The following is a 21,542-nucleotide window of genomic DNA, read 5'->3' on the forward strand; positions in this document are numbered from 1 at the left end:
ACGTACAAGTGCTTCTAAGAATTGCCGATTACACCTTCTGGCACGCCGCCGCAGTAAAGATAACGTCGGTGGAGGAGTTCAGCGCGGTTTCTGCCGAGTCCTGAATGATGCCGATGATAAAGCCGACGGCGACCACCTGCATGGCGATGTCATTGGGAATGCCAAACAGGCTACAGGCCATGGGGATCAGCAGCAGCGAGCCGCCCGCCACGCCAGAGGCACCGCAGGCGCAGACCGCCGCCATCACGCTGAGCAGCAGCGCGGTGAGGATATCTACTTCAATGCCCAGCGTGGTAACCGCCGCCAGCGTCAGCACGGTGATGGTGATGGCGGCACCCGCCATGTTGATGGTTGCGCCAAGAGGAATAGAGACGGAGTAGGTGTCTTCATCCAACCCCAGTTTGCGGCACAGATTCATGTTCACCGGAATGTTGGCGGCCGAACTGCGGGTGAAGAAGGCGGTGACGCCGCTCTCGCGCAGGCAGGCGAAGACCAGTGGATAAGGATTGCGGCGGGTTTTTACGAATACAATCAGCGGGTTGAAGACCAGAGCGACCAGCAGCATACAGCCCACCAGCACCACCAGCAGGTGCGCGTAGTCATACAGCGCGCCAAAGCCGCTGGTGGCGAGGGTTTCTGCCACCAAGCCAAAGATACCCAGCGGCGCAAAGCGAATCACCACGCGAACGATTTTCGTCACGGCTTCAGACACATCGCTAATCATCGTCTTACTGGTGTCAGCCGCGTGGCGCATAGCCAGCCCCAGACCAATGGCCCAAGCCAGAATGCCAATATAGTTGGCATCAATCAGTGCGCGGAACGGGTTCGACACGATGCTCATGATCAGCCCTTTCAGCACGTCGACAATGCCGCCCGGCGGGGTGATGGCGACATCGGCGATTTTCAGATCCAGTGTAGAAGGGAACATAAAACTGACCACCACGGCGATCAGCGCCGCCGAGAAAGTCCCGAAAAGGTAGAGAAACAGGATAGGGCCAAGCACGGTTTTACGGCCCAGCGGGTGGTTCATGATCGAGGCAGTCACCAGTACCAATACCAGCAGCGGCGCGACGGCTTTTAATGCGCCGACGAACAAACTGCCGAGCAGCCCGACGGAGGTTGCAGCTGCCGGGGCAAGCCACGCCAGAGCAATACCAGCCAGCAGGCCGAAGAGGATTTGTTTAACCAAACTTGCGTGCAGGATACGTTGAAACAGCGATGGTGTTGATTGTTTTTGCATGTTGTTTTCCTTGTAGTGTTGCACCTTTCCCAATCCTGAGAGGTGGCCTAGCAGAATCTAGCTTAAAAAATAACGGGCACTTCGTGGTGCCCGTTTTGGCTTCTCATATTGCGAGCTATGCCCGCTTATTTTTCTAATTTTGCGCGGTCAGTTCGATGATTGACCCAAGTATTGATCAGCAGCGTCGTTACCAAAATGATCGCGATCACGCCAAGCGATACGCCGACCGGAATATGGAACACATCGAGCAGCAGCATCTTGATACCGATGAAAATCAGAATCACCGCCAGACCGTATTTCAGCATCGAGAAACGTTCCGCCACGCCAGCCAGCAAGAAGTACATGGCGCGCAGGCCGAGGATGGCAAACAGGTTGGAGGTCAGCACAATGAACGGGTCAGTGGTCACGGCAAAGATAGCCGGAATACTGTCTACCGCGAAAATCACGTCGCTGAGTTCCACCATAATCAACACCAGCAGCAGCGGCGTGGCGAACAGCAGGCCGTTGCGACGCACGAAGAACTTCTCGCCGTGCAGCTCATCGGTCATGCGCATTTTACTGCGCAGCCAGCGAATCATCGGCTTCTCGCCAATCTCGCCATCATCCTCTTTCGCCAGCGCCATCTTGATGCCGGTAAACAGCAGGAATGCGCCGAAGACGTAGAGGATCCAGCTGAACTGCCCGACTAACCAGCTGCCCGCGAAAATCATCCCGGTGCGCAGCACTATCGCGCCCAGCACGCCGTAGACCAGCACGCGGCGCTGAAGGTTTGCTGGAACAGAGAAGTAGCTGAACAGGATCAGCCAGACGAAGACGTTATCCACCGCCAGCGCTTTTTCCAGCAGATAGCCGGTAAGGAACATCAGCGCCTGTTTGTCCGCCACTTCGCGGCCAAACTCGCCGTTCAGATACCACCAGAAGCCGTAGTTAAACAGCAGCGACAGGCCAATCCACACCAGCGACCACATCGCGGCACTTTTCATGGTCATCACCTGCGCGCCTTTGCGTCCCTGTAAGAACAGATCCACGGCGAGCATGATAACCACGACGACGGCAAAACTGCCCCAGAGCATCGGGTTGCCTACGGAATTCATCATTCTGTTATCCTCGAAAAAACATCAAAAAAAAACGGCCACGTCAGAAGACGTTAGCCGCTCTTATTGAGCTATAAGCAAACCTCGCCTGACGGCAAGGTCTCACTTACAACCCATATGCTTCACTGCCAAATTGCGGCGAAAAACGCGCAACTTGAATCAATTCACATAGATGCTATTCATTCGATGAATATTTTGAATTAAATAAATAGCTGGATTGCCCGGAAACCGGGTGGCTGAGACGTGCGCTGCGACAGCGCGGGTCCAGACACCGTAATGACGATTATCCGACGAAGAAGTTACTCCCCTTTGCATGGCAGAAAGTAATCCAAGACGTGTCTAAAGTCAAACATTCTGACACATTATGAAATATTCAGCCTGCCAGTGCATTACGCTTGCCGAGCGCCGCAACAAACGACAGCAACAGCCCCTGAGCCAGCGGCGTATCACTGAGTTGCTGCAATTTCTCAGCATAGTTGACGTTATCCTCAAACGCCTGCGCGTCCAGCCATTCCAGATAGGTTTTCATCACAGAACCCGAGAATTCAGGATGGAACTGCGTGCTGATGGCGTTCGGGCCGTAACGCAGGATCTGGTGTGGGTCGACGGAGGAGCGCGCCAGCACCGTGGCGCAGGCGGGTGGGGTGATCACGGCTTGCAGATGTATAAGGTTTGCCGCGAAGCGAGCGGGCAGGTGCGACAACAGCGGGTCGAGATGGCCGCTCGGCGTGAGTTCGATGTCCAAAGTACCGACTTCAATACCTTGCGCCAGATAATCCACTTCGCCGCCCAATGCATAGGCCATCAGCTGATGCCCGTAGCAAGCGCCAAACAGCGGCAGCTCTTGCAGCATCGCCAGACGCACCCAGTCGGCGGCGGCTTCGCTCCAGTCCAGATGCTCAGTCACCATGCTGCGCGAGCCGGTGATGATGGCGCCGCAGTAGTTTTCCGGCGGCAGGGGGCGTTCGCCCGCCTGCAGATCGACAATTTGCAGCTGCTGGGGATTGATGTCCCCCTGACGCAGGAACATCTGCGGGAAATTGCCGTGGACGTCCTGAATCGGCCCTGGTGCGTGGCCGGTTTGTAAAATCAGCAATGGCTTCAGATTGGCTGCGCTCATCTCAACTCCCACTCACATGTCGTCTATTTATCTGCCGGGAAAACCACGCCGGTCTGGCGGCGGATTTCGGTGAGCAGCTTGGCGGTAATACGCGAAACTTCCAGCCCCGGATGGCCTACGAACTGGTTATCGACCAGCAGCGCAAAAGTTTCAGCCTCATACAGCATGGTGTTGATGTGCTGTGGTTGGGTGAGATCTAACTTTTGGCTGCCGCGAGGCGTCAGGCTAAGTGTCTGGCATTCGGAGATTTTCTCCATCTGCAAGGTGCCTTCTTCTCCTTGGATCTCACTGGCAAGATGGGAGTCAGCGATTTTCGAATGGTTAATCACCACCTCGAAATCATCGGCATATTGCAGCACCACGGTGCCCTGACCATCGACGCCGCTTTCCAGCAGAGTGGCAGAGGCTTGAACTGAAAGAGGTTCGCCAAACAGGGAAACCGTGCTCGCCAGACAGTAATAGCCAATGTCCATAATCGACCCATTGGAGAAGGCCGGATTGAAGGTGTTTGGGTTCTCGCCCGCCAGATAACGCGGGTAGCGCGACGAATATTGGCAGTAGTTGAAAATGGCTTTGCGCAGCTTACCAATGCGATTTAGCGCGCCTTTCATATGCAGGAAATTCGGCAGATAGGCGGTTTTAAAGGCTTCGAACAGCACCACGTTGTTTTCGGTGGCGTAGGCAATCATCTCTTCGGCCTGTTGTAGATTCGACGACAGCGGCTTTTCGCAAATGACGTGCTTTTTATGGCGCAGGAACAGCAAAGATTGCTGGCAGTGCATCGAATTCGGGCTGGCGATATACACCGCGTCGAGTTCGTCCGAGGCGGCGAGGGCGTCGAGCGAGTCGAAATAGTGCTCCACCGGATAATCGTGACCAAAGGCTTTAGCACCTTCGAGCGTGCGGGAATAGATCGCAGTGAGCTTCATTTTGCCACTCTCATGAGCGGCATCGATAAAGCGCTGGGTGATCCAGTTAGTTCCAATTACTGCAAAACGAATCATGGTTGCTCCAATCCCCTTCATCCTTCGAACTGCCTCGGCGTTATTTGCCTTGATGCAATCCGAATGATTTTGGGTAGGTATGGTGTATTTTGAGAAACACGCACCATCAGTATCACTGATAAAGTTTCCCGAATAACTCCAGATGCGTCAGGTACATGCGTGTGTCGAATTCTAGCTGATGGTAGTCGGGCGCCATATGACAGCAAAGGCTATAAAATGCCTTATTGTGATCTTTCTCTTTAAGGTGCGCTAACTCGTGCACCACGATCATTTTCAAAAAGGCTTCCGGCGCGGTTTTGAATACCGTCGCCACGCGGATCTCAGCCTTGGCCTTCAACTTTCCGCCCTGAATCCGCGAAATGGCCGTGTGCAGGCCGAGCGCGTGCTTCATGACGTGAATTTTATTGTCATAGGCGACTTTGCTCAGCGGCGACGAGCTGCGCAAATATTGATTCTTGAGGTCCAGCGTAAACTGATACAGCGACTTGTCGGTGGTGAGTTCGTGCGGTTGCGGATAGCGCGACAGCAAAACTTGCCCCAGACGCTGCTGGTCAATCAATTGGCGTACCTGAGCCTGTAGCGACTCGGGATAACCTTGTAGATAGGTCAATTCAGGCATAACTGTTTGCTTTAGCTCTCATTGATCCAAAAAGAGTGCCGCAAGGGCGGCAGATAAAGCCTTTTTAACTGAAAAAACATTTTACTGATAGCCCAATTTAAGGGATAAACAGCGCAAATTGAATAATGAGGAGGGCCAATGAGCCAATTCGAACTCGAACAAGGTGATCAACTGCTGCAACTGGAACTGGAACGTTACCCGCAAGATGAGGCGGCGACGCAGTTGCAGGCATGGGAAGCTGCGGACGAATATCTGCTGCAAACCCTGACCACCGACGCGCTCAATGGCCGTCCTGTCCTGATCTTTAACGACGCTTTCGGCACGCTGGCTTGCGCGCTGCAACAGTTCGAACCGACCAGCATCAGCGACTCCTTTATGAGTCAGCTGGCGACGCGCCACAACCTGCGTTTGAACCATTTCGACGAAAGCCGCGTCGCCCAGCAAAGCAGTCTGGTTCCGCTGCCAATCAATCCTGGCCTGGTGGTTATCAAGATACCAAAAACTTTGGCTCTGCTGGAGCAACAGCTGATTGCCCTGCGCGAAGTGGTGACGCCGGACACGCAGATTATCGCCGGTGCCAAGGCGCGTGACATCCACACCTCCACGCTACAGCTGTTCGAGAAGATTCTTGGTCCGACTAAAACCACGCTGGCGTGGAAGAAGGCTCGCCTGATTCACTGCCAGCCGACTTTGCCTGCGCAAGCCGCCGAGCCTGTTACCACCGAATGGGCGCTGGATGACAGCGAATTTCGCATCACCAACCATGCCAACGTGTTCTCGCGCACCGGGCTGGATATTGGCGCGCGCTTCTTCATGCAACATTTGCCGGAAGGCATTGAAGGGCGGATTGCTGATTTAGGCTGTGGCAATGGCGTGATCGGCATGACCGCGCTGGCGCTGAATCCAGATGCAGAGATGCTGTTTGTCGATGAGTCATACATGGCGGTGGAGTCGAGTAAGCTGAATGTCGAAAACAACCTGCCGGAAGATATCAGCCGCTGTCAGTTTGAAGTGAATAACATGCTGGCCGGCGTTGAGCGCGAAAGCCTGCACGCCGTGCTGTGCAACCCGCCATTCCACCAGGGTACGGTGATCAGCGATGACACCGCGTGGCGCATGTTCTGCGACGCTAAGCGCTGCCTGCAAACCGGCGGCGAGCTGCGCATCGTCGGTAACCGTCATCTGGACTACTACCAGAAGCTGCGCCGCCTGTTCGGCAACTGCACCACCATCGCCACCAATCAGAAATTCGTTATTCTGCGCGCGGTGAAGTCGGCGGCTAGAGGGTAGGTTTTTAATTTTTAGAATGCCTTCTTGGTGAATTTCAGGATGAAAGCACTGAGAAGGTGTTTCAGGAGAACGTTGTGGGAATTGATGTTTCTGCAAACAAGGATGTCACCTTTAATGCCACTCATGAGCACCGTGTCATCACGGCCATCCATTTAAATCCCAAAAAATCCAAAGTGGGGAAGAACCCGCGACTGGATATCTTCAATATCTATACCCGTACTAAGCAAGGTGATGACCGCCGCGATGGTAACCCTTTGATTTACGGTTTGAAGAATATGCATGGTTTTACATTGAGCTATGCGAGCCTGCTTGAATTCAAACCAACGTTTTCAGCAATTGTTGATAAAACCCTCAACGGTTGGTCCTATCCCTATGTTCTCTCGATGCCGTTCTCTTCAAGGGTGGCTGAGCAGTTTGCGCGGCGTATAGCGCGAAAACTTGGCGCAGTTCTAATCAATAGTGCTTTCTCCAAAAGAACCGCCTCTGAGATCTTGGCGGACTACTATTCTCGCCATGTTGTTCCTAAAAGCAGACATAAGTCTGATGTGAATCGAGTATTAGCAGAACTGGCGAAAGTACCACCCAATACTCTGTTTTCAATGAAGAAAGTCGAAAACAATATCCGCGAATATTTCCGTCCGCTTAAGTTAAATCCGCATTTCGATTTTGCGCCCTTAGTGGGAGGAACGGTCATTTTAAGCGATGATTTACTTTCGACAGGAACAACGCTTTTGAATGCGCGAGATGCATTGCTTGAGGTCAAGGTGGCTTGTAACCAAGGGGTCTGTTTGTTGAGTGATTTATGAACGATGGTTTGCAATTAAGCCATGGCTGCCGTAGACTTCTTTCAGAGCCAACATACGCCCTTGGCTCTTTAAATATGAAGCAACTCGCGAGGGTTGTGGGTTCGCGCAGGCACTTTAGTGTTGGTCCAGTCGGTAAGCGACAAAATTAACACTTGATGAATGGCAGCGACATTCTCCAACTGGCAATGTTGTAAAAATGCATACTGGTGTCTGAAAACAGACTTTCAGTAGATTAAAAAGCCGCCGCAAGCGGCTTTTTTTTCGCCCTTAAATCGCCATCGCCAGTCTCGTTCCTTGATCTATCGCCCGTCGGGCGTCTAGCTCCATGGCCATCTCTGCGCCACCTATCAAATGCACGATTTTCCCGGCTGCCAGAAGGGGAACCTGCAAGTCACGCTGCGGCTCCTGACCTGCGCAGATGATGATGTTATCCACCGCCAGAAACTCCTCGGCACCGTCGCGCACGATGTGCAGACCTTGATCATCAATGCGTTGATAGGTCACGCCGCTCCACATCTTCACGCCGCGTTGCAGCAGGCTGGCGCGGTGGATCCAGCCGGTGGTTTTGCCCAAGTTCGCTCCCACTTTGCTGGTTTTGCGTTGCAGCAGCACGATTTGCCGCGCCGCCGGTTCGGCTTGCGGGCCGTCGGCGCTCAATCCGCCGCGTTGGGTGAGGCTTTGATCGATGCCCCATTCGTGGCTGAAAGCGCGGCTGTCGAGACTGGCCGAAGGGCCGTTTTGCACCAGATATTCGGCGGTATCAAAACCAATGCCGCCGGAGCCGATGATGGCGACGCGTCGGCCAACCGGCTTTTTATCTCTGAGCACGTCGAGATAGGTCAGCACGCTCGGGTGGTCTATCCCCGGGATTTCGGGCAGACGGGGAAGTATGCCGCACGCCAAAACGATTTCATCGAAGCCATTGAGCTGGCTGGCATCCACTTTTTCGCCCAGACGCAGCGTCACCTGCAAAATAGCTAACTGGCGCGAGTAGTAGCGCAGCGTCTGGTAAAACTCCTCCTTGCCGGGAATTTGCTTGGCGATATTAAACTGCCCACCAATCTCACTGTTGGCGTCGAACAGGGTGACCTGATGCCCGCGACTGGCGGCCGTGATAGCGAAGGAAAGCCCCGCCGGGCCAGCGCCAACCACCGCCAGACGTTTGGCGTGCTGGGCCGGGATCAGCGGCATTTCGGTTTCGCGGCAGGCGCGCGGATTCACCAGACAGGAGGTGAGTTCGCCGACAAAAATCTGGTCCAGGCAGGCCTGATTGCAGCCAATACAGGTGTTTATCTCATCTGCGCGGCCCTGCGCGGCTTTCTGCACAAAGGCCGGGTCGGCGAGGAAGGGGCGCGCCATGGAGACCATATCCGCGCAGCCGTTAGCCAATAGATCTTCGGCCACCTGCGGATCGTTAATGCGGTTGGTGGTGATCAGCGGAATGTTCACCTTGCCCATTAACTTGCGCGTCACCCAGCTAAACCCGGCGCGCGGCACCATGGTGGCGATGGTCGGCACCCGCGCCTCGTGCCAGCCAATGCCGGTGTTGATGATGCTGGCACCGGCCTGCTCAATGCCTTTGGCGAGGGCTTCTATCTCCTCCCAGTTCGAGCCTTCTTCCACTAAATCCAGCATCGACAGGCGATAGATAATAATGAAGTGTGGGCCACAGGCCTGGCGCACGGCGCGCACTATTTCCAGGGCGAATCGCATGCGGTTTTGCGCATTGCCGCCCCACTGGTCGCTGCGCTGGTTGGTGCGCGCGGCCAAAAACTGGTTAATCAAATAACCCTCTGAACCCATGATTTCCACGCCGTCATAGTCGGCCTGCTGCGCCAGCGCAGCGCACTGGGCGAAGTCGGCAATCGTCTCTTCAATCTGTTCGTGAGTCAGCGCCAGCGGGGAGAAACGGTTGATTGGCGCCTGCAACGCCGATGGTGCCACGGGGTTAGGCTGATAGCTGTAACGCCCGGCGTGGAGGATCTGCAAGGCGATTTTCCCGCCAGCCTGATGAACTGCCTCCGTCACCACTTGGTGATGGGCGATTTGCTGCTGCTGGTTGAGCACCGAGCCGCCGCGATAGACCACGCCCTGCACGTTGGGGGCGATGCCGCCGGTGACAATCAGGCCCACGCCCGCGGCGGCGCGCTCGGCATAGAAAGCCGCCATGCGCTGCGGCCCCTCTTTCAACTCTTCCAGCCCGGTATGCATTGACCCCATCAGCACGCGGTTTTTCAGCTGGGTAAAGCCTAAATCCAGCGGGGCTAACAGGTGAGGATAAAACGGCGCGTTGTGTTCGGTCATAAGGCAGACTCTTAAGTGGTCGGATGAGATAAGAGTCAATTTAGCCGCAGAACGCCAGATTGGAAAGGAGAGTGGTGCCGAATGTGATGCACTTCATAAAGATCATCCGATGTCGGAAAAACAACAAATAATGTCCATCGACGCTTATGCATTGAGATTAATTTATTAGCAGGCTTTGTCTTATGAAGAGTATTAAAAAGCATTTATTTCCTGTGCCAATAATTTCCCAACGAAATAAAAATAAGACCGTGGTTACCCCTATTTAATTTCTACCGGTTTATATAAAAGACATTATTTTAGGGTAATAAGATTATTTTTATAGTCGCGCTTCGAATCGATTCAGTTCAGGTGGTGGCTGGTCTAGGCTGGTGCTGCTTCACCCAACCTACCATTCCAACCTGGATATAAACTATGAATCTTATTGACCATACGGCATGCCGTCCATTCACCGAAGCTGGGCATTTATCACAAATAGCGGCCTATTATGAAGAGGGTCGAAATGTGATGTGGATGATGCTAAAAGCCTTCCCGCGCCCATGTTTTAATCAGCCTTTAATTGAAGACATTATGAAACTGACCTATGCGGCGAAAGCCTCGGGTCTGCGTTTTGATTTTTGGGTAACCGGATCGCTGGTGCCTAATATGTATAATGTAGGAGGAGATTTAAGCTTTTTTGTTGAGTCCATTCTCAATAATAAGCGTGAGGCACTGCGCGCCTATGCGCGAGCCTGCATTGACTGCGTACACGCCGCTGCGCGCGGCTTTGACGTAGGCGCCATCAGCCTGTCGATGATTGAGGGATCGGCGCTGGGTGGCGGTTTTGAGGCCGCGCTGGCGCACCACTATGTCTTAGCGCAAAACACCGCCCGGATGGGATTCCCAGAAATTGCCTTTAATCTGTTCCCCGGCATGGGCGGTTATTCGCTGGTTTCACGCAAAGCGGGAATGCGTCTGGCGGAGGAGCTGATCTCAACCGGCGAGTCGCACTCTGCGGAATGGTTTGAAAGCCGGGGGCTGGTGGATGTGGTGTTCCAGCCCGGCGAAGGCTTTATCGCAACCCGTACTTTTATCGATACGATGCGACCAAAGTTAAACGGCATTCGGGCCATGCTGCGGGCGCGCCAGAGAGTGCTAAAGCTTTCGCGCTCCGAGTTGATGGATATCACGGAAGATTGGGTAGATTCAGCGTTTACGCTGGAGGAGAAAGATGTGGCGTACATGGAGCGTCTGGTGATGTTGCAAAACCGCCATACGGCTTCTCTGCGTAAATCCGGCTAGTCTGCTCATGATTGTCGTTAGCGCTGCCAGACGCCGTGACTGACGACTAGCGCGTAACGTTGTTCAAACTACCGGGTGAAGCAATTGCTTTCTGCACAAGCCAGTGCTCGAGCTCATCGGCGGGCATTGGTTTGGCAAACAGATAGCCCTGTTTGCTATCTACGCCAATTTCATCAATCAGCCGCTCTTCTTCATGGGTTTCAACCCCTTCGGCAACCACGGTCAATTGCAGGGTTCTTGCTACGGCAACGATAGCCCGGACCAGCGCCTGCGACACTGAATTATGATTAATACCGCGCACAAAGCTTTGATCCAGCTTGATGCAGTCCAGCGGGATCCGCGCCAGCTGCGACAGGGAAGAGTAGCCGGTGCCGAAATCGTCCAGATGCACTTCCGCGCCCAACTTATGCAGTTGATTGATCATGGTGACGGCCGCTTTTTCATCTTCCACCAGGCAGCTTTCGGTCAGCTCAAAATCCAGCATGCATTGAGTCATTCCGGCGTTTTGCATCGCCTCGGTAAAATCCGACACCAGCGAACTGCTGTTTAATTGGCGGCCTGACAGATTCACCGCCACGCGCAAATTCAGCCCTTTCTTCTGCCACTCGGTTGCCTGTCGGGTAGCGGTTTCGATAACCCATTTGCCTAGCGGCGCAATCAGTCCGGACTCTTCGGCGTAGGAGATAAAGCTCTGTGGCTGAATCACGCCGCGCTCAGGCGAGTGCCAGCGCAGCAGGGCTTCGACACTCTTTACTTCGCCATTGTTGGAGATTTTCGGCTGATAATAGAGCTTCAGCTGTTGCTCCTCGAGGGCTTTTCTCAGATTGGTGTCGAGCCACATGTATTCGGAAACTTTTTTGTTCATCTCCGGTGAGAACACGCAGTGCGCGTTTTTGCCCGCCTCTTTCGCCACGTACATGGCCGTATCGGCGTTGCGGATCAGGCTTTCTGCATCTGTTCCGTGCTGCGGGCAGACCGCGATGCCGCTTGAACAGCCGGTATAAACTTCGATTAACCCGATGCGGAAAGGGGCTTTGAGGCGGCCGAGGATCTGTTGGCTGATGGCTTCCAGCTTTTCGACCGACGCTTGGGTACTAAGAATAATGAATTCGTCACCGCCCAGTCGCGCCAGGGTTTCGGTGTCTTCTAAACAGCCCTGAATGGCGTGAGCCACCTCTTTGAGCAGACGGTCACCAAACATGTGTCCGTAGGCGTCATTCACTTTTTTGAAGTTATCTAAGTCGAGATAAATCAGTCCGATAGAGTTGTCACCGCGCAGTTCCAGCGCGCTTTTCAGCTGGTCTTGCAGGGCGTTGCGGTTGGCAAGGCCGGTGATGAGATCGGTATTGGCTAAGACCCGCAGCCGCTCCTGCGCCATGCGCTCATCGGTGATGTCAGAGCCGGAGCAGATGAGGAATTTCTGCTGTTTTCCACTGCCGCTGTGGACAAATTTATTGCGGAATAAGAACAGGCGCTGGCCTTTTACCGTGTTAATCCAGCGTTCTACTTCATATGACTGCTCTTTTTGAAAGAAGCCGGTGATGTTCTGGCGAGAGGCGATACCTTCTTCCATCGACATAAACATGTCGTAGGCGCTACGGCCAATCACGTCCTGCTCGCGCAGGCCGGTGTACTCTTCGCTCAGACGGTTGAAGCGATGCACTTTACCGTCTTGATCGATAATCACGATCACCGAGTTGGCTTCGGACACTACCTGTTCGGCGAAGGTCAGCCCCACTTCAAGGTCGTGCGCCACGGACGCGGTATCTTCGTAATCAGAGGCGGTGCCCGCCCAAACGTTGCTGTCTACCTTACGGCCAACCAAATAGAGACAAACCGGCACGCCGAACAGCGCGACGTCAATGGTGAAGCAAGAGGTGATGCCCGTCAGTTCGCGAATGCGCGCGGCTTGCAGGCTGGTGAGGGAAACGGCGACGTTGGTCACGCCCTGTTCCGCTGAGAGTTCTAATGCGTTGCTATCTGAACTTAACCGCCAGTAGGGGCGCGGTGTACCAAAATGCAGGTATAAAATGGAGTCATCTTGAGCGTCTTTCATGAAAGTTTCTCCGTGTCACCAGCAACCTGATCTGACAATGTTAAGCAACGTGCAATTAAAAGCGCGGGCCCTGAGAACAGAGGCCCGCTCTTGATTTTAGATGATTTTTATTACCAGCGATGGCGCTCCACGCGGCGCGCCATCACCTTCTCTGCGGCAGTTATTTCAGCAGGAAGCTACTTTGCTTCACATCCTGCGAATCCAATCCAATGAATACATTGAATTTGCCCGGTTCAGAGGCCCATTTGAGCTTGTCATTGAAGAAACGTAAATCTTTTTCATTGATCGCAAATGTAACGACTTTTTCTTCACCCGGCGCCAGATTTATTTTCTCGAAGTTTTTGAGCTCTTTAACCGGGCGGCTGATAGAGGCCGTCAGGTCACGCAGATAGAGCTGTACCACGGTCGCGCCGCTGCGTTTGCCGGTGTTTTTCACCGTCACGCTGGCAGTCAGTGGCTGCGTGGCACTCATGGTGGTCGAAGACAATGAAATATCAGAGACGCTGAACTGGGTGTAGCTCAAACCATAACCAAACGGGAAGAGCGGGCCATTGGTGATGTCGAAGTAGCGCGAGGTGTATTTATCTTCTCTCTGCGGATTCCGTGGTCGGCCAGTATTCAACTCGCTGTTGTATAACGGGATTTGACCAACAGAGCGCGGGAAGGTCATTGGCAGTTTGCCCGACGGGTTGTAGTCGCCGAACAGCACGTCTGCAATGGCGTGTCCGCCTTCTGTGCCGCTGAACCAGGTTTCTAGCATGGCATCGGCAATGTCATTTTCCCACGTCAGGGTCAGTGGACGGCCATTCATCAGCACGATCACCAGCGGCTTGCCGGTGGCTTTCAGCGCTTTAAGCAGGTCGCGCTGGCTTTGCGGAACGTTCAACTCAGTGCGGCTGGACGCTTCGTGCGCCATGCCCTGAGCTTCCCCCACTACCGCAACCACGACGTCGGCTTTCTCGGCGGTTTTCACGGCTTCATCAATCATTTCCTGCGCTGGGCGCGGGTCGTTAACCACCTGTTTCTCATAGGAGTTCAGGAAGTTGACGATGTCTTGATCGTTGGTGATGTTGGCGCCACGGGCATATAGCAGGGTGGCTTTGTCGCCAATCGCGTCTTTCATACCTTGCAGCACGGTGACGGTCTGGTTGGCTTTACCGGCAGCGGACCAGCTTCCCATGACATCACGCTGGCTGTCGGCCAGAGTACCAATCAGGGCGATGGTGCCTTTCTTCTGCAACGGCAAGGTTTCGTTCTGGTTTTTTAGCAATACCAGTGAGGTACGCGCCACTTCACGCGCCTCTTTGCGATGCAAACGGCTTTCGGCGTTGGTATCAACCGGGTCACTCGATGCCGGGCCAAGGTGGCGGTACGGATCGATGAACAGGCCCATATCCCACTTAGCATTCAGTACGTTACGCACCGCACGGTCAATCTCTTTGACGCTAACAATTTTGTCGGCCACTAAGCCTTTCAGGTACTTGCCGTACATGTCATCGGCCATGTCCATATCGACACCGGACTTCAGCGCCATGGCGGCGGCCTGACGGTCATCTTCGGCCACGCCGTGTTTGACCAAGCCGCCGATAGCGCCGTGATCGCTAACGGTTAAACCTTTGAATTTCCACTGGTCGCGCAGAACTTGCTGCAACAGCCACGGGTTGGAGGTCGCCGGAATGCCATTCACCGAGTTCAGCGCCACCATCACGCCGCCCGCGCCTGCATCAAGCGCGGCTTTATACGGCGGCATGTAGTCGTTGAACATGCGCGTCAGGCTCATGTCCACGGTGTTGTACTCGCGGCCGCCTTCTACTGCGCCGTACAGCGCGAAATGCTTCACGTTGGCCATTACGCTGTCAGGGGCGGACGGATCGTTATTCTGATAGGCGCTGACCATTTCGTGGGCCAGGCGCGATGTTAAGTAGGTGTCTTCGCCAAAGCCTTCAGAGACGCGGCCCCAGCGCGGATCGCGGGTGATATCGACCATCGGTGAGAAGGTCATGTTCAGGCCATCGGCCGCGGTTTCAATGGCAGAGATACGCGCGCTGGTGGCGACGGCTTGCATGTCCCAGCTGGCGGCAAGGCCAAGGCTGATAGGGAAGATGGTGCGCTGGCCGTGGACCACGTCATAGGCGTAGAACAGCGGGATTTTCAGGCGGCTGTGCTGTACCTGATCCTGAATGCGGCGAATGTCAGGTTTGGTCACGGTATTGAACATACCGCCAACTTTATCGGCGCGAACGTCAGCCATAATGGCTTCTTTCGGGTAGTCGGGACCAACGCTGACTAAGTTAAGCTGGCCGATTTTTTCGTCCAGCGTCATTTGGGTCATCAGATGAGAGACGAAGGCATCCCGCTCTTTTGTCTGATTTTGGGGAATGCTCGACGCTTGCTCAGCAAACGACGAGGTAGAACCTGCTATTAACACCAACGCGCCAATCAGGTGATGCGTATTCATCGAATATCCTTCAGACAAAAAACATGCGGCTTAGGTTAATGACAGCCCCTAGCCAGAACGCGAACAAGGTAATGATCATTATAAGAAAACTATAGCGTGAGAATCTAATACGTCGCCTCAATTATTAGCAATGAATAGTTTTCTGCAAAAACGACTTATTGACTGCGAGCCGTCACAGCTCGCAATTTACGCTGAATTAGGAATTGATGTGCAAATACTGATACGAGATAGCGCGCAATTTCCGTTATTTAGGAATATGCGCACAGTAATAAATAGGGCGAGGGGCGTTACAACAGCGGCATGTCAGTTGGCGTTTTGCTCATGACGTCGAAGAACACGTCTTTGGAGACTGACCAGAATTGCGCAACGGCTTCGGCATTGTAGCTAATACCCATCAGGCTCATGACGAAGAAACAGGTCACGGTCAGGCCAATCCCGCTACAGACGAAGGCCATGACATTATGGCTGGACTGGCGGCAGCGAATATTTAATTGGCTGGTGCAAAACATCAGAAACGCGCTCAGTAATTCCCAACGCATCATCATGAAACCTGCAGTTAACGTACCCATCGAACCTATTCCTCAACTGAATTAAGCACCTGAAATGCACCAATCCAAAGGCAGTCCTCGGGGGGGCTGAATACCGGGGTGGAGCAAGGAGGCGTAGAAATGAAAATGTGATTTGCGTCACATTGTAGCGAGGGTTAATTCGATGCGCAAAAAAAAGTCGATATAGGATTTGATCTTCGTCATCGAGCCATAAAAAAACCGCCCTTAGCGGCGGTTTTCGAGTGAAAAGGGAATGCGTCGAGCGCCATCAGGCACCGTAACCCATCACTTGCAGCAGGTGTTGCTCATGCTGCACGGCGTCCTGACGGTGGGTCACCCCCAGCTTCTGATACAGATTGCGAATGTGAGTTTTAATGGTGGTAGAAGCCACGGTCAGCTCGCCGGCAATCTGGTCATTACTGTAGCCGGAGTAGATAAGGCCGAGCACTTGCCATTCGCGCTGGGTCAGCGGGCTGGTGCGAATCAGCTCCGGCACCTGAGGATGGGTCAGTAATTTACTGACAAAGCCTTCGTCGAAATGGGCGAACTTGTGGCGATGGTGCTGGTTAATGTCGCGCAACACCTTCTGCGCCCGGCGCTGCTCCATCTCCGGCAGAAGATTTAACTGGATAAGCTGGCGCAACTGCTGCGCCATCATTTCGCCTTCGATAACAAAGTGGCTGACAAAACCCGTGCGGTTGGCTAATTCCAGCGCTTCAATCAGCACGCGCTGGGCTTCATTTTTGCGATCGGTGTGCCAATAGAGCAGGTTGCTGAGGATCAGATTGCGGTTGAGGTCACTGACCAGCTTCAGCTGGCGCGCGTAACCATTCAGCTCATCAATGATTTTTTCTGCTTCCTCATATTGACCCAGCAGGATGTGCACCCGGGCAATGTTGCGCCATTGGCCTTGCAGGAAGTGGTTATCCGCCATACCCGGTTTGGAGGTCTGGTTCAGCCAGCTGCGCGCCGCGTTTTTATCCCCGACCATCTGCCAGTAAATAACGCGCGGCTTATCAGTGTTGGTCAGCCAGTCAGTGTGATACTGCCCGCTCTGCAACAGGGCTTCGCAGCGCTGCAAATAGCGATGGGCATTGTCGAGATGCCCGCGCGCCAGCGAGCACTTCGCCAGCATCGCCAAACATTGCAACTGCTGTTGCGGCTGGAAGTTAGCCAGCACTTCCAGCCCTTCGCGCGCGGCGCTTTCGGCATCGTCGAGGCGCGCCCACGACCACAGCAGCTGTGAGCGCAGGCGCAGTAAGAATTCGTGCATCGGCAGCTGTTCGAGATGCTGCTCGCGCACCAGTTCGAAGGCTTTATCCTGCGTCTCGTAAGCCGCCTGCAAGAAGCCCTGAGCGATCAGAATTTCACTCTGCTGGAGCAAAGCCCACAGCGCGTAGTGATAGGCCTCATGGCGGCGGGCGATTTGCTCGGTTTGCTGCATCAGCGGCAGGGCGCGGGTCAAATCGCCTTTGCAGTGCTGGATCTCGCCGGTCACCGAGGTGGCAACAATGCGGCTGTAATAGCTTGAATAGGGAAGATATTTCAGCGCCTGCGCCGCCAGCTTCTCGGCTTTATCCTGCTTGCCGTCGTTGATGGCGACCTGCGCTCTCAGGGCGTCAAATTCGGCGCTGAGGGTTTTATCCATCTCGATTTGCTCGACCTGCATCTCGTTTTCGGCGCGCTCAAGCAGCATTTCTACTTCGCTGTAGCGGTGCTGGCTCTGCGCTAACCATGCCTGCAACAAGGCCAGTTTCGGGTTTTGAATCAGCCGCTCATAAGGCAGGGCGTTGAGGCACTCTTCGAGCAGCACCAGCTCGCTTTGGTTGAACAGCGCCCAGGCGTGTTGCAGCAGAATGTCGCGCAGCATGTCGGTATCTTCGGCGCCCAGCGCGTGGTGAATGGCCTCGGCGGGGAAGCCCAGCGCCAGCCAACCTTCGGCCGCCAAACGGTGGATAGCCGGGAGTTCAGCCGCCAGTTCCCACTGGCAGCGCTGGCGCAGGAAAGTGGCAAACAGCGGGTGGAAGTTAAACCATTCGCCGGAATCATCCATTCGGTGAATGAATAGACCCTGACGCTCCAGCTCTTCCAGCCGGTGCTGGCCGTTTTCCGCGCCGGTCAGTTGCACAATCAGCGAATCATTCATTGAGCGCAGTAAAGAGCAGCGCAGCAGGAAGTCGCGGGTTGGCGCGTCCACGCGATCCAGAACCTCATCCACCAGATATTCGGATAGATGGCTGGCATTCAGCCCGGCAAGTTTTTTGGCCGACTGCTGGGCCGAGGCCGTCGAAGTGTGCGACTGGCGGGCGGAGAGGGCAATCAGCTGGAGCGCGGTGGCCCATCCGGCCACGTCGTCGCACAGGCGGCTGCTGTCGGCTTGCTCGATAGGGTCGGCCAAACGGCAATCAAAGAACTGCTGGGCTTCGGAATGGTTGAAAGCCAACTGTGCGGCATTCAGCTCCAGCAGTTGGTCGCGCACGCGCAGGTTGGCAATGCCAAGCTGCGGCAGGGTGCGTGACAGCACCATCAATGTGAGGTTTTCCGGCTGATGGCGCAGGAAGAAGCGCATGCCTTCGTGAATGGCGTCATTGGAAATCAGGTGATAATCGTCAATCACCAGTAACAGGGGGCGATGCCAATCAGACAGCTCAACAAAGAGTTGCGCAAACAGTGCTGAGAGGCTGGCGTATTGATGCTTCTGACTGAGTGCTTCGCTTTTGGCGCAGTGCCCGCCGGTTGCCTGCTGAATAGCGGCAATCAGGTAGCTGGCAAAACGCTCGGGCTGGTTGTCGCTTTCATCAAGAGAATACCAGCCGAGATCGCTTTTACCCGCCGCCCAGTGGGCAACAAGCGTGGTTTTGCCGTACCCAGCAGGGCAAGCAACCAGAACGAGTCGGTAATTCTGTGCGCTCGCCAATTTGGTTAATAGGCGATCGCGCACCACCGTATTTTGCAGTCGCACCGGGCGACTCAGTTTCGAAGGGATCAGCATTTTTATAGATTCTTATGAACTGTAAGCAAATGAAAGGTGTGTTTATTTATTTTACAGCGCGTAATTAATATTATTCCTAAGGTCTGCCAATGCCGAAAGTATTGCAAGGCTGTTACATAATTACGTGTCGTTTAGTTGCTCTTGATCACAGTTTAGGCCCCTGTTTTTGGCCGAAAAAATCCTGATTACGCTACGCCCTTTTCCTCCTCCCTGTCTAATCCTTTACGGGATGATGCTGCACTTTCTACTTGGTTGCAGCATAGCCTTATTGTTTCAGCTTTTTACCCTACACCTACTCTACAAATACCCCATAGAGGGAGCTTATGTTGCCATCCACATTAGAGAAAACCCGGTTTGAACACGCCCTGACGCGCCAATGGCAGCGCTTTGGTTTACAGAGTGCCCAAGACATGACGCCGCATCAGTGGTGGCAGGCGCTGAGCGGCGCGCTGTCCGATCAGTTAGCCGCGCAGCCCACGCCTGCCAAGACTCAACAGCAGCAGCGCCACGTAAATTATATTTCGATGGAGTTTCTGATTGGCCGTCTGACCTCCAACAACTTGATTAATCTGGGTTGGTTCGACACCGTCAGGGACGTGCTGAAAGCGCAGGGCGTAGAACTGGCCGATGTCCTCGAGCAAGAAACCGACCCAGCATTAGGCAATGGCGGGCTGGGGCGTCTGGCGGCCTGTTTTCTGGATTCGATGGCGACCGTGGGGCAGTCGGCCACCGGCTACGGGTTGAATTATCAATATGGCCTGTTCCGCCAATCCTTTAGCGAAGGCAAGCAGCAAGAAGCGCCGGACAATTGGCATCGCGAGAGTTATCCGTGGTTCAGCCATAACAGCCACCTGTCGGTGGATGTCGGCTTTGGCGGTAAGTTAGTGAAGAATGAGCAAGGACAGGAGCTCTGGCAGCCGGAGTTCACGCTGCGCGGCGAAGCCTGGGACCTGCCGGTGGTGGGCTATCGCAACGGCGTTACCCAGCCATTACGTCTGTGGCAGGCGACGGATGTGCATCCTTTTGACCTGACGCTGTTTAACGACGGGCAGTTCCTCAAGGCTGAGCAAAAGGGCATTGATGCCGCCAAGCTGACTAAAGTGCTCTACCCGAATGACAATCATCAGCAGGGCAAACGCCTGCGCCTTATGCAGCAGTATTTCCAGTGCGCCTGCTCGGTGCGGGATATTTTGCGCCGTCACCACTTCCTTGGACGCAAAATTGCTGAACTGCCTGATTTTGAAGTAATTCAGCTTAACGATACCCATCCGACCATCGCTATTCCCGAGCTGTTGCGCATTCTGCTCGACGAGCACCAGATGGAGTGGGACGCGGCTTGGGCTATTACCAGCCGGACCTTCGCTTATACCAACCACACCTTGATGCCAGAAGCTCTGGAGCGCTGGGATGAGAAGCTGGTGCGCAGCCTGCTGCCGCGCCATTTCTCACTGATTAAGCAGATAAACGCGCGCTTCAAAAAGGTGGTGGAGAAGCAGTGGCCGGGCAATAAAGCCGTGTGGGAGAAGCTGTCGGTGCATCAGGACAAACAGGTGCGGATGGCGAACCTCTGCGTGGTCAGCGGCTTCGCGGTCAACGGCGTCGCGGCGCTGCACTCGGATCTGGTGGTGAAAGACCTGTTCCCCGAGTATCACCAGCTGTGGCCGCAAAAATTCCATAACGTAACCAATGGCATCACGCCGCGCCGCTGGCTGAAACAGTGTAATCCGGCACTGTCGGCGCTGATTGATGACAGCCTGAAAACTGAGTGGGTTACCGAGCTTGATGCATTGCGCGGGCTGGAAAAATTCGCTGAAAATGCCAAATTCACCCAACGTTATCAACAGATTAAGCGCGAGAACAAAGTGCGGCTGGCGGAGTATGTGCAGCAGCGCATGGGGATCATCCTCAACCCAGACGCCATTTTTGACGTGCAGATTAAGCGCCTGCACGAGTACAAGCGCCAGCATTTGAACTTGCTGCATATCGTGGCCTTGTACCGCCAATTGCGCGAAAACCCACAGCTCGACAGGGTGCCGCGCGTGTTCCTGTTCGGGGCGAAAGCCGCGCCGGGCTACTATCTGGCGAAAAACATCATCTATGCGATCAACCAAGTGGCGGAAAAGGTCAATAACGATCCGATCGTCGGCGATCGTCTTAAAGTGGTGTTCATTCCCGATTATCGCGTTTCGGTCGCCGAGCTGATGATCCCGGCTGCCGACGTCTCCGAGCAGATCTCCACCGCGGGCACCGAAGCCTCCGGTACTGGCAACATGAAGCTGGCGCTTAATGGGGCGATGACCGTCGGCACGCTGGACGGCGCGACGGTGGAAATCGCCGAGCAGGTTGGCGAAGACAATATCTTTATTTTCGGCAACACCGTCGATCAGGTGAAAGCTCTAAAAGCTCAAGGCTATTCGCCGCTGCAATGGCGCAAAAAAGACACATTATTGGATGCCGTATTGAAGGATCTGGAAAGCGGCCTGTTCAGCCATGGGGATAAATCCGCCTTTAGCCCGATGCTCGACAGCCTGCTGTCAGGCGGCGATCCCTACTTAGTGTTAGCGGATTTTGCTGATTATTGTGAGGCACAACAGAGAGTTGACGTGTTGTACCGCGATCGGGCGGAGTGGACGAAGCGCACTATACTCAATACGGCCCGTGTTGGCATGTTCAGTTCAGACCGGTCGATCCGCGATTATCAGCAACGGATCTGGCAGGCGAAACGCTAAGGAG

General features: G+C 54.4%; 14 protein-coding genes. 4 read left to right on the forward strand and 10 right to left on the reverse strand.

What is annotated here, in order from left to right; all coding sequences use genetic code 11:
* Positions 1 to 28 precede the first annotated feature (28 nt).
* The 5 genes from sstT to V2154_RS01090 form a co-directional block, all read right to left on the reverse strand.
* Positions 29 to 1,240 (reverse strand): serine/threonine transporter SstT, encoded by a 1,212-nt coding sequence (gene sstT, locus V2154_RS01070; protein WP_353500713.1) that lies wholly within the window; start codon positions 1,238 to 1,240, stop codon positions 29 to 31.
* A 125-nt stretch (positions 1,241 to 1,365) separates the two neighbouring features.
* Positions 1,366 to 2,337, reverse strand: coding sequence for a TerC family protein (locus tag V2154_RS01075; RefSeq protein ID WP_353500714.1), 972 nt, complete (start codon positions 2,335 to 2,337; stop codon positions 1,366 to 1,368).
* Between the two features lie 370 nt (positions 2,338 to 2,707).
* Positions 2,708 to 3,454 carry a glutamine amidotransferase gene (locus V2154_RS01080; protein ID WP_353500715.1) on the reverse strand — a complete coding sequence of 249 codons (747 nt, stop codon included), beginning with the start codon at positions 3,452 to 3,454 and terminating at the stop codon, positions 2,708 to 2,710.
* Positions 3,455 to 3,477: 23 nt separating this feature from the next.
* On the reverse strand, positions 3,478 to 4,458 hold the full coding sequence (locus tag V2154_RS01085; RefSeq protein ID WP_353500716.1) for a Gfo/Idh/MocA family protein: 981 nt from the start codon (positions 4,456 to 4,458) through the stop codon (positions 3,478 to 3,480).
* A 112-nt stretch (positions 4,459 to 4,570) separates the two neighbouring features.
* Entirely contained in the window at positions 4,571 to 5,077 is a 507-nt protein-coding gene (locus V2154_RS01090; protein ID WP_353500717.1) for a M48 metallopeptidase family protein, read from the reverse strand.
* Positions 5,078 to 5,215: 138 nt separating this feature from the next.
* On the opposite strand from V2154_RS01090, the gene rlmG reads away from it, so the two are divergent.
* Positions 5,216 to 6,367, forward strand: coding sequence for a 23S rRNA (guanine(1835)-N(2))-methyltransferase RlmG (gene rlmG, locus V2154_RS01095; RefSeq protein WP_353500718.1), 1,152 nt, complete (start codon positions 5,216 to 5,218; stop codon positions 6,365 to 6,367).
* 74 nt (positions 6,368 to 6,441) lie between these two features.
* Positions 6,442 to 7,173, forward strand: coding sequence for a phosphoribosyltransferase (locus tag V2154_RS01100; protein WP_353500719.1), 732 nt, complete (start codon positions 6,442 to 6,444; stop codon positions 7,171 to 7,173).
* A gap of 267 nt (positions 7,174 to 7,440) precedes the next feature.
* Here V2154_RS01100 and V2154_RS01105 read toward each other — a convergent pair whose 3' ends face one another.
* Positions 7,441 to 9,477, reverse strand: a complete 2,037-nt coding sequence (locus tag V2154_RS01105; RefSeq protein WP_353500720.1) for an oxidoreductase — start codon at positions 9,475 to 9,477, stop codon at positions 7,441 to 7,443.
* Positions 9,478 to 9,888: 411 nt separating this feature from the next.
* Here V2154_RS01105 and V2154_RS01110 point away from each other — a divergent pair, with 411 nt between their 5' ends.
* Positions 9,889 to 10,755 (forward strand): crotonase/enoyl-CoA hydratase family protein, encoded by an 867-nt coding sequence (locus tag V2154_RS01110; protein ID WP_353500721.1) that lies wholly within the window; start codon positions 9,889 to 9,891, stop codon positions 10,753 to 10,755.
* Between the two features lie 46 nt (positions 10,756 to 10,801).
* Here V2154_RS01110 and pdeR read toward each other — a convergent pair whose 3' ends face one another.
* The 4 genes from pdeR to malT all read right to left on the reverse strand — a co-directional run bounded on the left by pdeR (position 10,802) and on the right by malT (position 18,809).
* A complete protein-coding gene (gene pdeR, locus V2154_RS01115) occupies positions 10,802 to 12,811 on the reverse strand; it encodes a cyclic di-GMP phosphodiesterase (RefSeq protein ID WP_353500722.1) in 2,010 nt (669 codons plus the stop codon).
* A gap of 160 nt (positions 12,812 to 12,971) precedes the next feature.
* Positions 12,972 to 15,269 carry a beta-glucosidase BglX gene (bglX, locus tag V2154_RS01120; RefSeq protein WP_353500723.1) on the reverse strand — a complete coding sequence of 766 codons (2,298 nt, stop codon included), beginning with the start codon at positions 15,267 to 15,269 and terminating at the stop codon, positions 12,972 to 12,974.
* A gap of 287 nt (positions 15,270 to 15,556) precedes the next feature.
* Positions 15,557 to 15,838 carry a YjcB family protein gene (locus tag V2154_RS01125; protein ID WP_353500724.1) on the reverse strand — a complete coding sequence of 94 codons (282 nt, stop codon included), beginning with the start codon at positions 15,836 to 15,838 and terminating at the stop codon, positions 15,557 to 15,559.
* Positions 15,839 to 16,085: 247 nt separating this feature from the next.
* A complete protein-coding gene (gene malT / locus V2154_RS01130) occupies positions 16,086 to 18,809 on the reverse strand; it encodes an HTH-type transcriptional regulator MalT (RefSeq protein WP_353500725.1) in 2,724 nt (907 codons plus the stop codon).
* A 323-nt stretch (positions 18,810 to 19,132) separates the two neighbouring features.
* Here malT and malP point away from each other — a divergent pair, with 323 nt between their 5' ends.
* Positions 19,133 to 21,538 carry a maltodextrin phosphorylase gene (gene malP / locus V2154_RS01135; RefSeq protein WP_353500726.1) on the forward strand — a complete coding sequence of 802 codons (2,406 nt, stop codon included), beginning with the start codon at positions 19,133 to 19,135 and terminating at the stop codon, positions 21,536 to 21,538.
* The last annotated feature ends 4 nt before the right edge of the window (positions 21,539 to 21,542 follow it).

It is taken from the genome of Ewingella sp. CoE-038-23, from assembly GCF_040419245.1.
Taxonomy (GTDB): Bacteria; Pseudomonadota; Gammaproteobacteria; order Enterobacterales; family Enterobacteriaceae; genus Ewingella; species Ewingella allii.

Bases quoted from the DNA above. Each gene is read 5' to 3' on its own strand.
- sstT (WP_353500713.1), bottom strand. From the start codon at position 1,240: ATGCAAAAACAATCAACACCATCGCTGTTTCAACGTATCCTGCACGCA.
- V2154_RS01125 (WP_353500724.1), bottom strand. From the start codon at position 15,838: ATGGGTACGTTAACTGCAGGTTTCATGATGATGCGTTGGGAATTACTG.
- V2154_RS01085 (WP_353500716.1), bottom strand. From the start codon at position 4,458: ATGATTCGTTTTGCAGTAATTGGAACTAACTGGATCACCCAGCGCTTT.
- malP (WP_353500726.1), top strand. From the start codon at position 19,133: ATGTTGCCATCCACATTAGAGAAAACCCGGTTTGAACACGCCCTGACG.
- pdeR (WP_353500722.1), bottom strand. From the start codon at position 12,811: ATGAAAGACGCTCAAGATGACTCCATTTTATACCTGCATTTTGGTACA.
- V2154_RS01080 (WP_353500715.1), bottom strand. From the start codon at position 3,454: ATGAGCGCAGCCAATCTGAAGCCATTGCTGATTTTACAAACCGGCCAC.
- rlmG (WP_353500718.1), top strand. From the start codon at position 5,216: ATGAGCCAATTCGAACTCGAACAAGGTGATCAACTGCTGCAACTGGAA.
- malT (WP_353500725.1), bottom strand. From the start codon at position 18,809: ATGCTGATCCCTTCGAAACTGAGTCGCCCGGTGCGACTGCAAAATACG.
- V2154_RS01110 (WP_353500721.1), top strand. From the start codon at position 9,889: ATGAATCTTATTGACCATACGGCATGCCGTCCATTCACCGAAGCTGGG.
- V2154_RS01075 (WP_353500714.1), bottom strand. From the start codon at position 2,337: ATGATGAATTCCGTAGGCAACCCGATGCTCTGGGGCAGTTTTGCCGTC.
- V2154_RS01090 (WP_353500717.1), bottom strand. From the start codon at position 5,077: ATGCCTGAATTGACCTATCTACAAGGTTATCCCGAGTCGCTACAGGCT.
- V2154_RS01105 (WP_353500720.1), bottom strand. From the start codon at position 9,477: ATGACCGAACACAACGCGCCGTTTTATCCTCACCTGTTAGCCCCGCTG.
- bglX (WP_353500723.1), bottom strand. From the start codon at position 15,269: ATGAATACGCATCACCTGATTGGCGCGTTGGTGTTAATAGCAGGTTCT.